The organism is Pseudomonas sp. TWR2-1-1, assembly GCF_049897045.1.
Taxonomy (GTDB): domain Bacteria; phylum Pseudomonadota; class Gammaproteobacteria; order Pseudomonadales; family Pseudomonadaceae; genus Aquipseudomonas; species Aquipseudomonas versuta.
This window is the reverse complement of record NZ_JAFCVM010000003.1, coordinates 603,020-618,501: the sequence shown is the minus strand read 5'-3', so window position 1 is coordinate 618,501 and position 15,482 is coordinate 603,020. Positions and strand designations below refer to the sequence as shown.

General features: G+C 58.7%; 12 protein-coding genes. All 12 read right to left on the bottom strand.

Annotated elements, in window-relative coordinates:
- Positions 1-61: 61 nt before the first annotated feature.
- The gene (locus ACP7BO_RS10920) at positions 62-1,279 is read right to left on the bottom strand and encodes a YcaO-like family protein (protein ID WP_426210272.1); all 1,218 of its coding nucleotides are present in this window, start codon (positions 1,277-1,279) and stop codon (positions 62-64) included.
- A 63-nt stretch (positions 1,280-1,342) separates the two neighbouring features.
- The gene (locus tag ACP7BO_RS10915) at positions 1,343-1,468 is read right to left on the bottom strand and encodes a hypothetical protein (RefSeq protein WP_426210271.1); all 126 of its coding nucleotides are present in this window, start codon (positions 1,466-1,468) and stop codon (positions 1,343-1,345) included.
- 351 nt (positions 1,469-1,819) lie between these two features.
- Positions 1,820-6,880, bottom strand: coding sequence for an RHS repeat-associated core domain-containing protein (locus tag ACP7BO_RS10910; RefSeq protein WP_426210269.1), 5,061 nt, complete (start codon positions 6,878-6,880; stop codon positions 1,820-1,822).
- An 80-nt stretch (positions 6,881-6,960) separates the two neighbouring features.
- Positions 6,961-7,944 carry a hypothetical protein gene (locus ACP7BO_RS10905; RefSeq protein ID WP_426210267.1) on the bottom strand — a complete coding sequence of 328 codons (984 nt, stop codon included), beginning with the start codon at positions 7,942-7,944 and terminating at the stop codon, positions 6,961-6,963.
- A 336-nt stretch (positions 7,945-8,280) separates the two neighbouring features.
- Positions 8,281-9,036, bottom strand: coding sequence for a helix-turn-helix domain-containing protein (locus ACP7BO_RS10900; protein ID WP_426210265.1), 756 nt, complete (start codon positions 9,034-9,036; stop codon positions 8,281-8,283).
- 74 nt (positions 9,037-9,110) lie between these two features.
- Positions 9,111-10,382, bottom strand: a complete 1,272-nt coding sequence (locus ACP7BO_RS10895) for an FAD-dependent oxidoreductase (protein WP_426210263.1) — start codon at positions 10,380-10,382, stop codon at positions 9,111-9,113.
- Entirely contained in the window at positions 10,379-10,615 is a 237-nt protein-coding gene (locus ACP7BO_RS10890; protein WP_426210261.1) for a (2Fe-2S)-binding protein, read from the bottom strand. Before ACP7BO_RS10890 ends, ACP7BO_RS10895 begins: the two co-directional genes overlap by 4 nt.
- Positions 10,608-11,723, bottom strand: a complete 1,116-nt coding sequence (locus ACP7BO_RS10885; protein ID WP_426210259.1) for an NAD(P)/FAD-dependent oxidoreductase — start codon at positions 11,721-11,723, stop codon at positions 10,608-10,610. Before ACP7BO_RS10885 ends, ACP7BO_RS10890 begins: the two co-directional genes overlap by 8 nt.
- On the bottom strand, positions 11,720-12,652 hold the full coding sequence (locus tag ACP7BO_RS10880; protein ID WP_426210257.1) for a 4-hydroxyproline epimerase: 933 nt from the start codon (positions 12,650-12,652) through the stop codon (positions 11,720-11,722). The genes ACP7BO_RS10885 and ACP7BO_RS10880 overlap by 4 nt, the downstream gene beginning before the upstream one ends.
- Positions 12,653-12,766: 114 nt before the next feature.
- Positions 12,767-13,447, bottom strand: a complete 681-nt coding sequence (locus tag ACP7BO_RS10875; RefSeq protein WP_426210255.1) for a GntR family transcriptional regulator — start codon at positions 13,445-13,447, stop codon at positions 12,767-12,769.
- Between the two features lie 104 nt (positions 13,448-13,551).
- Positions 13,552-13,971: a hypothetical protein gene (locus ACP7BO_RS10870; RefSeq protein WP_426210253.1), complete on the bottom strand. Its 420-nt coding sequence runs from the start codon at positions 13,969-13,971 to the stop codon at positions 13,552-13,554.
- 239 nt (positions 13,972-14,210) lie between these two features.
- Entirely contained in the window at positions 14,211-15,476 is a 1,266-nt protein-coding gene (locus tag ACP7BO_RS10865; RefSeq protein WP_426210251.1) for an MFS transporter, read from the bottom strand.
- Positions 15,477-15,482: the final 6 nt, after the last annotated feature.

Genomic DNA, 15,482 nt, shown 5'->3' with positions numbered 1-15,482 from the left:
TGCAATGCTTGGGGTGATACGCTTTAACGTGCGTTGGTAATAATCAAGAGTGCGGCGCTATTTATTCGTATTTGTAGCAGGGCACCACTTTTCCTCCGAGCGAAACGATAGAGAATCTTTCCATTTTTGGCATAACGGCACAGGCCAGACTCACTTGGTTAGCGCTGCAATGCAGTTCTTTTGTCCACACGGGGTGACCCGCTTTAAAACATTCATTCTTTAAATGGGACAAGTGTTGGTGCAGTGGCATTCTGTCTGGATCGTGAGGCAGGGAGCAAAGAGTCATTTTAGCGCGCTGGTGGGTGTCAAACGCCATGCGTAAACACCGTAGCAGCCTGGGTTGTTGTGCCAGGTTGTCCGTTGATTTTGTCCACTCTTGTGTGACGTGTTCAATACCTTCGGCTACTTTATATTGTTGCACCAATTCCTTGATCGCGCGTGCGGCGGCATGACTTGGATAAAGTGAACAACCCCCGCCAATTACATTGACATCGGAAATCGTCTTGTCCGGACAATAGGCAATAAAAACGGGGTAGGGGATTTGGCTAGTTGCATTGAATACCTCAATGCTGGCACCAATGGCAACTTCTGCATCGCGCAGGGTTTGTAACAGGTGCTCCGGCATTGATTCAAGAATGATTTTTCTGATGGGTTCTTTTGAGTCGTAAAAGAAATGCTGTGCGATAAAACGCCCAATGCCATGGCGTTCAATTACCTCACTGGCAGCATGTATAGCCGCTTCCGTAAACCCGAAACCTGCTGCCACACCCGTGCCGCAGGAATACCGGCGCGCCGCCCCATAATCAGTCTCATCGCCGGGAATGGGTTGATTGGCATATTGATGGTTGATCAGGAATGACGGGTAGAGCAGTTCAACCCCACCTGATGCTTCATCCGCTTCAAAGTTCAGTACCGCTATCTGTGAGGCGGTTGAATGGCCAAGCAGTTGCATCGGCAGTGTGTTCTGCAAGGCCGGTTGAGAAATAACCGAGGCAAAACTGTGCAGTGAACTAAAGGTGCGCAGGCGCAGTGGCCCCATATAGTGCTCATACGCTTCATATTTTGCGCCGACGCGAGCCTCTGCTTCATACCCTTTGCCGCAACCGACACATTCCAGGCCGGTGCTGTCATGGGGGAGGTCAAGCGTGGCAACAGTACTTGACAGCGGGCTACCGTAGCGACGCAGGGTTAAATGTATTCCTTCGCTCAAAAAATGCTGATCGATTGCACTTTCTGCATCTTGTAATGACAGCGTACGTTCCGGGGCAATTGTTTTCATAGGCAGGGAGCTTCCATATAAACCAAAAAAATGAGGCGAATAATTCGCCTCATTTTATTTCTGTTACTCAGCCAGCACAGCCGCTTCTTCTGGCGTGAAGTCTTCTTCTGGTTTAACGATATCTCGCTCTTCGTCAGTGGATGGGGCAACGTTGAATTCATTAATGTACATGCAGCAAAACATACCCATGGAAATATCCTTTTCATATTGGAGTTAAGTGTGCACTTGTTCAGCAGGTGCAATGGGAGGTTAGTGCGTGTGATTTGGGTTGTACCTAGGAAAATTCCTAATTCATAGGACTGGTCCTATTTTTATGGGGGCGGTTATATTTCAGAAATACTCGAAAAAAACGCCGGTTTTGTTTAAGGAGAGCGTCTGGTCTGAACACTTCGATTGGGCTGCGCATGAGGCAGATGTTCTTCGTTGATGGCGATACGCTGGCAACCGTAATCAAACCCCGGCTCTAGCCTGAGTTTGGGGGGCGCCATTTTTAAATTCCAAATGGCTGGAATATAAAAATGGCGGAGAGTTAAAGGTTTCCTAGAGACGCCAGCGCATAAAGTTCTCGTGCCATTTGGTTTTATCCCTTAGCCATAATCCATCCTGCATCGCATACCTGGTGTAATTATCATTGGAAGGCAGATCCAATATGTGCGTGCGAAAAACAGTAGCGTCGTAAAAGTCTGTGGAGGTAATGGCTAGAGCGTTGGTGTTTATGTTGGAGCCCTGCAAGATGTCAGGTGGATACGACGGGTGTATGTCGACAGCTATTTGCCTGATCTCATTAACATAATCGGGGTTGTTCTGAAACACAGGCATCACGGTATTGCCATCCAGACTTCTAACGGTCGTGGATGGAATATTGTTCTGTGGCAAAACGGCCTTCGTCGGATTGAGCCTGTAAAAGTTTCGAACTTCTATGGATGTTTCCCTACTGACGCCGCTGTACCGTTGTGCAGCAGAGTACATAATGTTATTTGCTGCTCCTGAAGGGTTCATGCTGCGAGTAGCCAGCCAGGCTTCCTTAGGGTTGGTTACATTTAAAGCTGAGCGCTGAAGCGTTGCAGGGTTAAATGCCCGCCCCCCTCCTGGAACACCCCCGGCATGTTGCAGCCTGCGCTGCAACGAGCCCACGCGCGTGCCTAGGCCTTTCACCCCCTTGGCTGCGGCACTGGTAATCGACGGTGACGCCGATGCCAGGCCCGTGGCCATGCCTACATAGCCCAGAATCCGACCCGCGTTTTCATTGCCGGTGGCCAGCAAGGTTATGGAAGCGACGTCTGCTGCCAGTGACACCACACTCAGGGTGGCAGTAGTTACCGCCACCATATAGCTGGCGCTCAGGGCTGCGGCAGGTGCCGCCAAAGTTCCAAATGAAGAAACTGCCATGAACAGCCCTAGCGCAATCCCCGCTGCCGGTAATAGCCAGTCCAGCCACGAATGGCCCGACGGATCGACGCGATTCACCGGGTCGCCCGCGCAGTAGGCATAGCCATTGAGGCCGCCTTCCCCGAAAGGGCTGAGGCTGTCACGGCTGTGGAAGCGCATCAGTACCGGGTTGTAGATCCGGTAGTCGCCGAGGAAATACCAGCCGATGTCTTGTTCGCGCAAGGCGCCGGCGTAGCCCAGTCGGCTGGCTCCGGGTTCGGTTGTGCTCTGGCCGTAGGCGCCGTAGACCGGGGTCTGGATTTGGTCTTTGGCCTCCGTAGTTACTGAACCCTGGGCATCGGTGCCCAGCAGCATGACTTCGCGCACAGCAGAGGCCAGTCGGCTCTCGGCAACCGGCACCGCTCCGGCACGGACCCAGCGGGTTTGGGTGCTTTCACCCACCTCGCAACTGAGCTGGCCCGAGGTGTGGTAGCGCCAACGTGGACCGGCTGCGTCTTCGGTCTTGATGATGTTACCGCCCGGTCCGTAGTGCCAACGACGCTGGCCGGTAGGCAGGGTTACCCCGATCAGTCGGCCTAAGGCGTCGTAGTGCAGCGGATTGCCGCGCTCGTCGCGTTTGAGATTGCCCAGAACGTCGTACTCTAGGGTCACCGGCGCTGGGTAATCTGCGCGGCTGTGGCTGACGTTTATTAGCTGGGTAAGGTCGGAAGGGTTGTAGCCGAATACGCTGACATTGCTTTCGCTGCCGTCGGCAAATACCGTTTCGAGGCGGCGCACGTTGTCGAGGGCGTCGTACTGGAAATGCTGCTCGCGGTAGCTGCGACCGTGGGCGTCTTCTGGTAACGATGGGCCTGTAAGGCGATGGGCAATCATGCGTCCACGAATGTCGTAATCGAAGGTCTCACTGCGTACCAGAACACCGTCACGGTTCAGTTCGCGTTTACTCAGCTTGCCGTCTTTACGCCACTGTTGGGTTTGCACTTCTATCTGTTGTCCGGACGGGGTGCGGGTGTCGGTAGTGCGACGGGCCGGGCGGCCGAGGCTGTCGTAGCCCAGGGTCACGGTCATGTCTCGCGAACCGTCTTTTGATTGGGTGCGCTGCTGGTGAATCCGCGAGGCTGCATCGTAGGTGATGGTGATCGTGACGTCTGGACCTTGCTGCACACTCAAACGACCAAAATCATCGTACTGACAGCGCTGTTCGGCGCCGTCGGCATCGGTCAGGCGCGTGACCTTGCCCGCAGGTGTGGTGGTTTGCTGTTGTGAACGAGGTTGATCACCGTGCCAGGCGTAATCGGCCCTTGTCAGTTGGCCCGACGGCGACCAGTGATCGTTCTGTTGCCCCAGATTCCCTTGCGACTCCAGCAAACGGCCACTTTTTGGATCGTACGTGTTGAACACGCTGATGCCGGGCGCTTGCATCGATAGCAATGCCCCACCCAGTTCCGGTTGGCGTTCTGTGACTACTTCGGTGCCATCGGGCAGTGTCCGGGTATGGGCGTGGATTTGTCCTTCGGCGTATTGCCATTCAGAAACACTCTGGCCGACCTTTTCCCACACCAGTCGGCCCAAACCGTCGTATTTACGCTCGCCCAGTACGACTTCGTTAATTCCCAAAGAAGGATGAGAGATCGAGACCGTGGCCGGTAATTCACTGTCGTGCCCTTCGGCATAGGTGCGCTTGATCACACTGCCATCGGGCAACGTGGTCGACACCAGTCGATCCCGCACATCCCATTCCTGCAAGGTCTTGCGGCCCATGGCATCGGTCTGGCTGATGCAACGCCCAAGTCCGTCATAGCTCCAGCCCAGTTCGTGCTGCAGCACGCCGTCGGCGCAATAGAGTTCTTCTTTAAGGGGGCGTCCATCGAGGGTATGGGTAGTGATGGTTTTGACACCGGCCACGCCATTGGCGTCGGTCTGCCAGCTGGTTCCGGTCAGCGCTACCGGGTCGGCCAGAGTGTGCTGGGTGACGCCGTCCGCCGACGTTTCGGTCAGCACATTGCCCCAATCATCAAAGGTACGTTCGGTGGTCATGCTCAGGGCCGGAGTGTCTTCGTTACCGGGGTCATAGCTGGTCTCCCGAAATACCCGACCGAGCACGTCATATTCGCCAGTCCAGGCGGTATAGGTCTGACCGCTGTCGGTCTGTTTTTCTCGACGAATTTCCCTGCCCATACCATCCAGCCAGACCGTTTCCTTACGCCCGGAAGCGCCGATTCGGGTCTGGCAGCGCTCGTTCGCTGACAACGAATAGGTCCAGTTAACCTCGGCTTCAAACGCCGAATCCGGGGCGGCGACTTCCTGCACTACACGGCCCAGGGCATCGTGGGCAAAGGCGATGCGCATTTGCTCATCGGTCTGCTCGGTGACCATCAGGCCCGAGTACAGATCTTGCGAGGATTGGGAGCTGGACTCATGACCGTCGTACCCGGTGATGGTCACGTTTTCCTGCAACACTGCGCGCTCAAGCGACCGAGCCCCTCGCGCTTGAGTGAGCATGTAGCTGTAGACCCGGGTCGTGCTTTTACCCTGAGCAGTCTCGGTTTCACTCAACATGCGAGCGTGATGAGGCGATGCCGGATTAACGATAAAGGTCTGGCTGGAATGCACCAGTTCAGTCAGGTTTTCACCTTCAACCAGCAGCAAACGTTCTTCACTGCTCTGGACGAAGGTCGGCAAGGCAAACGCCGGAGCATCCTGCCGTACCGGCAATGATTGATAACGGTATCGAGTCTGTTTAACCGGGCCCTCGGTGCCGGGTGGAGGGCTTGCGGTGCGACTTTTCAGACGGGTGATTCGACCCAGCGGATCGGCCGGGCAATGGTCGGTCTCACCACTGACCGGGTAATACTCCGACGCTTCAATGCCACCCAATGCATTGCGGTGCCAGACCGGGTTGCCCAGCTCGTCATAGCGGGTTTCTTCTTCTGTGCTCAGTTCACGCAGCACCCGCTGCCCGTCCAGATGCGCCTTGCGGGTGATGACCTTGTGCGGGAACTGGAAGTAAGGCACTTGCCGGGCAATGGGCAGCCACGGCTCGTCGTAATAGGTGGTCTCGGTTTCCTGCAGGGTCTGGCCCTGCAACGTGCGTTCGCGGGTCAGCAGGTGGAAACGGTTAAAGGTGCGGCTGATGGTCTGCAGAGTCGTACCCCGGGCATCCATCAGGGTTTCGGTGGAGCCATAAAGAAAATCGCCGCCCCCGGTCAGGTGGTAAAGATTGTCCTCACGGTTGCGCCACTGGCGCACTACCGGCCAGCCGAAGTAATTGTTGCTGCCATACAGCCCATAGTCATACCGAACCAACTGCACTGGTTGCCCGTCACCCGGGTCCTTGCGGGTCTGGCTGACCACCGGCATCCGTGGGAACGGCGCGCCCGGCGGCAACGCCAGACCGTTGGCTTCGCTATAGGTCACTTCCTCGGTACTGCCGGTGGGCTGGGTGCATTTGCTCAACAGCAACAACCCCGAGCTGGCGGTGCTGTAGTCAAATTGCCAACCATTGTCAGGAAGCCCGTCCACTGTCACCCGGCGCAATTGCCCGGAGATGCGCTGAAAAGTCATCACCATCTGTGAGGGGGTGTCCGGCTGTAGGGTCAGATGGGTTTGCTGACCCTCGTAGGCCAACGCCACCACAGTTCGGCCCTGAGCATCGCTAACCTTTTGCAAGTAGGCCGCGTTACCGATGGAACGCCAATCAAAACTCAGGGCACTGCCATCGGCCCCCACTAAGGTGCTGACCACCCACAAGCTCGGGTGCCCAGCCAATGGAATCAGGCGTTCACAGGTGCCGTCGTTATGTCGGACCCACATCTCCTGGCGCTGCACCGTGACCGTCACCACCGGCAAGCGAACGTCCGGGAAGCGCATGCTCTGACCAACAATTTCCCCACGAAAACGCTCGCCGGAATTGAGCTGCAACTGCTGACTGGCCCCGTCCCAGGACGTGGTGCCGAGCATCCAGCCCAGGCCAAAACCCTGGTCGTCGGTCATCAACGGGCTGTAACCCAGGCGCAATTGGCTGATCGGCCCGCGTAAATCGTTGGCGGCCCCGGTAGGCAGGGTTATCGAGGCCGAAAACATACCGGTGCGCGGATCAACCCCGGCACTGATGCTGCTCATGAAGTTGTAGGCGCCGGAATAAACATCGCCAGTGCTGAACAGGCTGGCGGCGGATCGGGAGTCGGGGTTGGAGTCAGATGGATCGGTCATGATAGCTATTCCTTATTAGCAACTCATGGAAAGGCGCTGAAAAAGCCCCATCCCTGAAAGAGGGGCTTTTCAGTGTTTCCTTAGGCGAGCGTCAGTTCCAGACGCTCGCGGTTCTTGGGATCAAAACGCAGGGACAAGTCATGTTGATTGCCAAAAACATCCACCAGGCTCAGAGCGCACGGGCCACGAAAGCCACCCTGGGACTGCTTGATGTCAACCCGGCCACACAGCACCAGACTGCCTTTGCCCTGAACGGCAGCCGATGTACTCGGTAACGGGACCACACTTTGCGGGAGCGCAGGGTTCCACTGAATCGAGGTCTTGCCTGGTTCGACATAGCCGACAGCACTGGACAATTGATCATCGGGCAGATTGCTCTCCCACATGATCATGCCCTTGGGCACCAGGCTCATACTCTTGAGTGCAATGGTCTGGCTCGGGGCAGTTTGCAGCGTCAATGTGCAACGGCGATTGAAAATCCCGGCTGTCAATTGCGTGGAGGGCAGGTCAAAAAACTCGGAGAGGATGAAATTATCCTGTGCATAGCGGGGCGGGCGATGAACCGTGATATTGGCACCCGGTTTATCGTGGCTGGTCCCTCGATCCGGAGTGCCGTCTTCGTACCAGCTCGAGCCATTGGAGCAGAAACGCCGGCCGTTATCACCGGTGACCATAAAGGCCAGTCCGATCGTCTGACCGCCAGCAGCCAAAGACTGACACGAGACATAAAACTCGAAATACTCAAAGCCGGCTTTTGGCTCGAACGTAGCCTTGGCATTGTTTACCGGGAAATATTCATAGCCTGTGTACTGACGGGACACAGACCAGCCCAGCGCATCAAATTCATCAACAGGAAGAACCTGGCTGGCATTACGGTACATGACAACCTGCAGGTTGTTTTTTTCACTCTGGGTCAGCACAACTTCGGTGCCGCGACCATCCAGCGCCTTAACGCCCAGCGTCAGTTTCACTTGTTGCAGGCCATTGGCATAAATGTGAGGTGCAGTGTCGGTATGCACCTCCATATCATTGATATACCAGTAGGGGTCGATATGTTTGTTCATGATTTTTATTCCTGATAAGTGCCCCCGTCTATACGGGGTGAAGTTAATAAAAAACTTGCCCGGAATAACGATCTTTCCAGGGGGTAAAGTTGTTTGGGGAGTGGGTTGATTGCAAACTACAACCTCCAATATTTATTTTTTATTGGAAGTCGGATAAATCATAATCACTGATTATTGTCGGAACAATCTGCGGGCTATGTAGGGAGGGTTCTTACAAAAGCCTGTTCATGACTTGAGTCATGCAGTTATAACAACAAGGATGTTGGCGCGCCAAAAGGCTCTATACCGAAGTTATGAAAGAGTGGCCGGGGAGCATTATTTAATGATGGGGCGGGCTTACAGTGGGCGGCGGCTATCCCGATACTGAGTGGGCGCCAGGCTGGTCAGCGCGCGGAACTGGCGACTGAACGCGCTGTGGTCCGTATAGCCGCAACGCAAGGCAATTTCAGTGATGGGCAGGTCGGTGTGCAGCAGTAGCCGCGACGATTCTTCAAGACGCGCTTTGTGGATCATCTGCCGTGGTGTGAGCTGGAACACCCGTTTGCAATTGCGCTCCAGTTGCGCCACCGAAACACCGGCAATCGCAGTCAATTCAGCCAGGCTGACCGGTCGGGAAAAGTGCTCACGAATATGTTCATCCACTGCCGCCAGTTTCTGAAAGGCCGGGTGGCTAGACTGCGGCAGTTGCAGATCACGGGATATGCCCGCCAGGCCAACGATCCGGTTGTGCGTGTCGCGCAGAGCCAGCTTGTGGGTCAGGCACCAGATTGGTTGGTTGGCGTAATACAGATGCAATTCAAGCTGGTCGGCCAACTCTCGGCCACTGGCCAGCACCCTGAGGTCCTGCTCGGTGTACAGCGGCCCGAAACGCCGGGGGAAGACCATTTCTGCGGTATGCCCCAGCAATTCACTGCTGTGTTTGACTCCGCAACGGCGCGCAAGCGTCTGGTTGACGAACGCGTAGCGGGCCTGGCAATCCTTGATGAAAAACACCACGTCCGACAAGGTGTCGAGCAGCGGCGCAATGGACTGCAGACTGCTGAGCAGGGCAGGCAGGTCACAGGGCTTGAACTGGGCGAGCGAGGCATACATGGCGCTGGATGTCTGATGGCAATCTGCTGGAGCATAATCATTTGCCCGCGCGCTCGATAGTGCACCCCGGGTTTTCATGGGGGTGGCCCTTGATCCGCCCCCGCAGAGTCGAGACACAACAACGTTTCGATCCGCGCCGGACTGTAAGGCGGCCTCGGAGCCGATGGCTGCCAGCCAAACAGGTGTTGCACCGCTGCACCGCACACCCGTCCCTGGCAGGCGCCCATGCCACAGCGGCTGGCCAGCTTGGCTTCGCGCCATTCGCTGTGGCCGGTGAGGGCGCTGTAGGGCACGTCTTCACAACGACAGACCAGGGTGTCGGCCCGGGCCAGGCTTTTTAGTTGCGGGCCAAGGATGAATGCCCGGTTCAATGCCCTGGCAAACCCTTGCCAGCGCGCCCGCTGCGACCATAAACCTTGTGCCGCCTGACGCTCCCCCACGGCCGCGTGCCCGGCAATCGCGCCTTCAATCAGCGCCAGTTCACTACCGCCAAAACCGGTGCATTCGCCCGCCGCGTAATGGTCGGCGCGACTGCTGCGCTGCCAGGCGTCTACCGCCAGCGCCTGACCGTTAAGTGCATAGCCCAGGGCCTGACCGATCCCGGTGTTGGGGATCAGGCCAAAACCACAGGCCAGCCGGTCGCAGGCCAGTTCGACGATTTTGCCTTGCTGTTGCAGGCGTACAGCTTCCAGACGCTCGGAGCCCAACGCCTCCAGCACGTGGGTCGAGGTGCGATAGTTGCGGTTCAGCAGGCTCAGCGATTGCCACAGTTTGTGTGGCCAGCGCGGCAATTGCCCCGCAAAACCGGCGACCGCCAACGCTGACGCCTGCTCGGCGATGCGCAGCACTTGGGCACCCTGATGTCGGGCAGTGGCGGCGCTGGCCAGTAACAGCGGGCCGCTGCCGGCGATCACCAGTCGCTGGTTGTGCACCGGCATGCCGCCCTTGATCAAGGCTTGCAGCCCGCCGGCACCGGTAACGCCCGGCAAGGTCCAGCCGGGAAATGGCAGCAGAAGCTCACGGGCTCCGGTACACAAAATCAGCTTGTCGTAGGTAATGCTCCAGCCATGCTCCGGATCTTCCACCAGCAGTTGCTTCGCGCCGGGGCAGGCGATCACACGGGTACTGGTATGCAGCTCGATGGTGTTCCAGCGCAGCAGTTGTTCGCGCAGTTGCCGCGCCTTGGCGGGCAGCCCGGCACCGGGGCCGTCACGCCAGATTTGCCCGCCCGGCAACGGGTTGTCGTCGATGATCACGATGCTTGCGGCACGCGGCGCGGCTGCCAGCGCTGCAGCCATGCCGGCAGGTCCGGCACCGATGATCAGCACCTCGGTATGGCGACTCATGACAGTGTCTCCACCTGCATGCCATCGAGGCACAGGGTCTGGCAGGCAAGCCGCCGTTGCCCGTTAATGCTCACCCGGCACTCCTGGCAGATGCCCATGCCACACAACGGGGCGCGGCGCTGACCGCTGACGGAGGTCCGGCTGCAGCCATCGCCACCCAGCATCAGGGCGGCGGCGACACTGGTGCCTGCAGCTACCCGCAGGGCTTGGCCGTTCAGGGTCAGGTCAGGCATGGGCCGATTCTCCGAGAAAGCGTTGCGGCAGATATGGGTGTGCCGGCAGCGGCGGGGTTTCGTTGAACATCTGTGCCACCAGCAAGTCAGCCGTGCCCGGCGCAGTTGTGACACCCAGGCCTTCATGCCCGACTGCCAGCCACAGGCCTTTGCGCTGCGGGTGCTGGCCCACCAGCGGCATGCCGTCGGGGCTGGCCGCACGAAAGCCGGTCCAGGCGCGGATCGCGTTGAGCCGGGCCAGCCCCGGCATGTACTCGGTGGCCCGTTTGAGCATTTTTGCCAGCATCCAGCCTTCGACGGCCGGGTCGGTGGTGCCGAACTGGCGCGAGGCCCCAATAAACAATTGTCCGGTGGGGCGAGGCTGGATATTGCAGGCGGTGGAGGGGCCGCTCGTGTTGTGGGCACTGGTGACATAGCCCAGTTCCACAAGGGTATGGGTGACAGTGCCAGGGTAGCGGTCGGTGATCAGCAAATGACCTTTTTTCGGCTTGATCGGCAGCTCCGGACACAGCGTACTGGCCTGGATGCCATTGGCCAGGACCACCGCATCCGCGCTCAGCCAGTGACCGTCATTGAGTCGTACACGATTGCCGTCGACCTCTAACACCTTCGCCCGGCGCTGACTGATATTGGCGGTTTGCAGCATCCAGCGGGCAGTGGCCGGTGCATATAAAATGCCATCGCCATTAATCAGCAGCCCGCCTTCCAGGCCTTCGCGCAGTGCCGGTTCACGTCGGCGCAGGTCTTGGGCACCGATCATTTCACAGACCACGCCATGGTCTTTCAAGGTCTGGTATTTGTGCTGCGCCACGGCCATTTCCTCGGCGTTGGCCGCCAGCCACAAAGTGCCATTGCTGCGCCAGGCACAGTCCCGGGGCAAGTCGGGCGCGTGCTCTCGCCAGCGTTGCAGAGAGTATTGACTGAGCGCCAGTTCGGCGGGGTTGTCGTCCAGAACCAGCAAGTGGCCCATGCCCGCGGCCGTGGCGCCGGGCAACCCCGCGTCCAGTACCAGCACCTGCAAGCCACGCCGGGCCAGGGCCTGGGCACAGGCAGCACCGATGATGCCGGCGCCGATCACAATCACATCGGCCACCCGGCTTTCGCTCACTGCCCAATACCCCAGGCAAAGGGGTCGTCCTGTTCGATGATCAGGCTCGCTTCGGCGCTGATAAATGCTCGCCCGCGAATGGTGGGCACTATGCGTTCGCCGGCCCATTGGTACGAGCCTTCAAACTGACTGCCGATGACACTGGCCTGGCGCCAGATCTGCCCGGGCGCCAGCTTGTCGTCAGCGGCCAGGCAGGCCAGCTTGGCGCTGGTACCGGTGCCACAGGGCGAGCGGTCATAAGCCTTGCCGGGGCAGAGCACAAAGTTGCGGCTGTCGGCCTCGGCGTCATCGGCAAACAGTTCGATATGGTCGATCAGGCCACCGTCTTCACCCCGCACGCCCTGGTGGTCCAGCGCCTGTTGCACGGTCCAGGTGTAAGCGGTCAGGGCATCCAGATTGTCGCCATTGACCTGCAGACCGTGGTCGGCGATCAGGAAAAACCAGTTTCCGCCCCACGCCACATCGCCCGTGACCTCACCGATGCCGGGGACCTCGAGGCGCAGTGCCTTGCGATAACGGTAAGAGGGCACATTGCGCACGCTGACCGAGTGATCCTGGTGCAGGGTCGCCTGTACGGTGCCCACCGGGGTCTCGATGCTGTGTACGCCGGGACCGATCCGGCCCAGATGCGCCAACGACGCCACAAGACCGATGGTGCCGTGGCCACACATGCCCAGATAGCCGGTGTTGTTGAAAAAAATCACCCCGGCGCAGGCACTCGGGTCTACCGGTTCGCAGAGCAAGGCGCCGACCAGCACATCGCTGCCCCGGGGTTCCAGGACGCAGGCAGCGCGCCATTGGTCATGCTGCGTGGCCAATACCTGGCGCCGTTCGGCCATGCTGCCGTTGCCCAGCTCAGGAAAGCCTGCGGTGACCAGGCGCGTGGGTTCGCCGCCGGTGTGGGAATCGATCACGGTGATGCGTTTCATGGGAGGGCCACGTCAGTTCAGTTGAGTGAACCCAAGAGTGGCCTTAAGCGGGTGTTGGCGGCTTGATGGATTTAGCCTGTGCCGATGACGAAATCAGCACAGGGGCATCTCTTGTCAGTGGCTTTGCGGCAGGTGTTCGAAGAGGGTCTTGCAGACCCCGGCAATGTGTTCATCGAGCAGCTTGACCGCCCGCTCCACGTCACCGGCACGGCAGGCATCGATGATTTCCCGGTGCTCATGATCGGCGCGGTCCTTGCCCGCCGACAGGCTCATCTGCATGCGCAGGTAACGCTCAAGCTTGTCGTTGACCGAGCGCACCATGCTGATCATGAACGGCCGATGCGCCGGTTCGTAGAGGCAGGCATGCAGCTCCCAGTTGAGCTCGGCCCAGCGTCCAACATCATCCTCGCCGACAAACTCCTGACAAATCAGCTCGGCGCGGGCGAAGGTGGCTTCGGTCATGTTGGGGATGGCCAGGCGCAGCAACTTGTCTTCGAGAAGCATGCGCACCTCGAACATTTGTGCCAGTTCGGCATCGCAAATCCGTGTGACCATCGCTCCGCGATTGCGCTGGAACATCACCAGGCCTTCGGCTTCGAGACGCTTGAGGGCTTCGCGTACCGGGATTTTGCTGACGTTGAACTGGCGGGCAATATCGTCCTGGCGAATCGGTTCATCTTCAGCGAAATGCCCGGCGACGATAGCGTCGCGCAGATGCAGCGTGATGATTTCCGAAGTGGAAGGCGAGTTGCCCAGATCGGGAGCATTGAGTTTAGGGTGGGCCACGGTCGTCATCGATTTCTGGAGAGGCAGATATGGTATACGAATTTGCTTGGGCACTCTCTGTGCCGATGGTCGGCGTGCCGGCCGGGCATGGCGCCTGATGGCCATTCAGCCTTTCATTCGTCTACCGGATACAGGGTGATTGATAGATCAATGCCCAAAACCTGCATTCGGGCCAAGGTCCGCAGGGATAGCTGATTAGAAAGAGTGCAGGGTGCAATCCCGCTGCGATAACCGATGTCCAGGGTCTTGGTGGAACATGCCTGCCACAGGGCGTGTAACGGCGGGTCAAGCTGCTCGATGGCAGTGAGCAAGGCATTGATACTTTGTTCCGGGGTTTGGTGACTCCCCTCGGGGCCAAACGCTTCAAACCTGGCGTGATAGCCAACAGGATCCATGTAGCCCACATGCAAACAGCAGATTGACGCAGCCGTGACGTGTGAGGGGGCCAAGGCTTGTGCGAGTGAAGCCAGGTCGGTCGTGGCAATGAGTTCCAGATCGGTATTGAGGTATTGCACGGTTTGTTGATTGTCCATATGCGCAGGGCTCACTGGTTGGGAAGTGACAGGCAGCGAGCCGAAGATACGCGGATTGGTCGACAGGAATCCGGCAAGAATATTTCAAGAAACAACAGTGGCATGTTGAACCGCTGGTAACCCCTCGACCACCCTGGGTGCGCCTTTCAGCCATGTTTGTGCGGTGTCTGTCACACAGCTTGATCGCTGTGATCGTGATGCCGAGGGGCGTATTGGCGCTTAGCGCCAGAGCGGCGCGATCAGTGGGAGGAGGCGGCTGATGTACCGGCAACAGATGCCGGCGAGTCAGGCATTTGTCGCAGTGTGACGGCCCAGAATCCCAGGGCCAGCACACTGACTGCGGCGCCCAGCAGGCATACGCCCGACCAGCCGGAAGTGGCATACACCGAGGTTGATGCGAGCGCCCCCAGTCCGCTGCCTGTTGCGTAAAACAGCATGTAGCAGCCCACCACCCGGCTATGGGAGTCGGGGTGCGCACTGAAAATCATGCTTTGATTGGTGACATGAATGGCCTGTGCACCAAGATCCAGAAGCACAACGCCAACAATCAGCCACACCATCGAGTTGCTGGTGAACCACAGTGCCAGCCAGGCCAGGATTAACAGCCCCAGTGACAGGCCGCTGGTCCACTGGCCCAGCCCTTTGTCGGCCCAGGCTCCGGCCCGCGCGGCAGCGAGTGCGCCCACCACGCCGACCAGGCCAAAGGTGCCAATAGTCGTGTGTGAAAAACCGTAAGGCGGGCTGATCAGGAGAAACACCAGCGCGCTCCAGAAAATGCTCAGTACGGCAAACATCAACAAGGCGATGACGCCGCGGATCTGCAGTACCCGGTCCTGCATGAGCAGGCTAAACATCGACCGCACCAGCCCGGGGTAAGACATCGTCACCGCCCTTGGCCGCTGCGCCGGAAGAACCCGCCACAGAATCACGCCCAGTGCCAGCATTGCCAGTGATGACCCCAGGTAAACCCAGCGCCACCCGGCCAGGTCAGAGATCAGCCCGGCGGCTAGACGGGAGAGCAACAGACCGATGACAACCCCGCCCTGAACGTTACCCATCACCCGACCGCGCTCTTGCGCCAGGCAGGCGGTGGCGGCATAGGCGATCAGGCCCTGAGTCATTGCGGTGCCCAGCAGACCAATGGCCAGCATGGCGCAGAACATCACTGCCGGGGAACGGGTAAGGCCGACGCACACCAGGCCTGCGATCAGTACCGCCAGTTGGGCCAGCATCAAGCGGCGGCGATCCAGTTGATCGCCCAGTGGCACGATCAGCAGCAATGCCAGCACGCTGCCGATTTGCGTTGCAGTGATCACGCCACCGACCCTGGCATGACTGATCGCAAAGTCGGTGGCCAGTTGATCCAGCAGCGGTTGCGCATAGTAAACATTGGCCACGCTCAGCCCGCTGGCACAGGCGAATAACCCGACTAGCGCCCCCGGCATGCGCTTGCTGGTGGTCGCGAGCACTGCTGGATCGGGCCGGGAAACTTGATCAAGGGCCATGAGTGG

What these genes read in the sequence shown, in the direction of transcription:
- ACP7BO_RS10905 (WP_426210267.1), bottom strand. Translation starts at nt 7,944, where the DNA reads ATGAACAAACATATCGACCCCTACTGGTATATCAATGATATGGAGGTG.
- ACP7BO_RS10920 (WP_426210272.1), bottom strand. Translation starts at nt 1,279, where the DNA reads ATGAAAACAATTGCCCCGGAACGTACGCTGTCATTACAAGATGCAGAA.
- ACP7BO_RS10875 (WP_426210255.1), bottom strand. Translation starts at nt 13,447, where the DNA reads ATGACGACCGTGGCCCACCCTAAACTCAATGCTCCCGATCTGGGCAAC.
- ACP7BO_RS10865 (WP_426210251.1), bottom strand. Translation starts at nt 15,476, where the DNA reads ATGGCCCTTGATCAAGTTTCCCGGCCCGATCCAGCAGTGCTCGCGACC.
- ACP7BO_RS10895 (WP_426210263.1), bottom strand. Translation starts at nt 10,382, where the DNA reads ATGAGTCGCCATACCGAGGTGCTGATCATCGGTGCCGGACCTGCCGGC.
- ACP7BO_RS10915 (WP_426210271.1), bottom strand. Translation starts at nt 1,468, where the DNA reads ATGGGTATGTTTTGCTGCATGTACATTAATGAATTCAACGTTGCCCCA.
- ACP7BO_RS10870 (WP_426210253.1), bottom strand. Translation starts at nt 13,971, where the DNA reads ATGGACAATCAACAAACCGTGCAATACCTCAATACCGATCTGGAACTC.
- ACP7BO_RS10910 (WP_426210269.1), bottom strand. Translation starts at nt 6,880, where the DNA reads ATGACCGATCCATCTGACTCCAACCCCGACTCCCGATCCGCCGCCAGC.
- ACP7BO_RS10890 (WP_426210261.1), bottom strand. Translation starts at nt 10,615, where the DNA reads ATGCCTGACCTGACCCTGAACGGCCAAGCCCTGCGGGTAGCTGCAGGC.
- ACP7BO_RS10880 (WP_426210257.1), bottom strand. Translation starts at nt 12,652, where the DNA reads ATGAAACGCATCACCGTGATCGATTCCCACACCGGCGGCGAACCCACG.
- ACP7BO_RS10900 (WP_426210265.1), bottom strand. Translation starts at nt 9,036, where the DNA reads ATGTATGCCTCGCTCGCCCAGTTCAAGCCCTGTGACCTGCCTGCCCTG.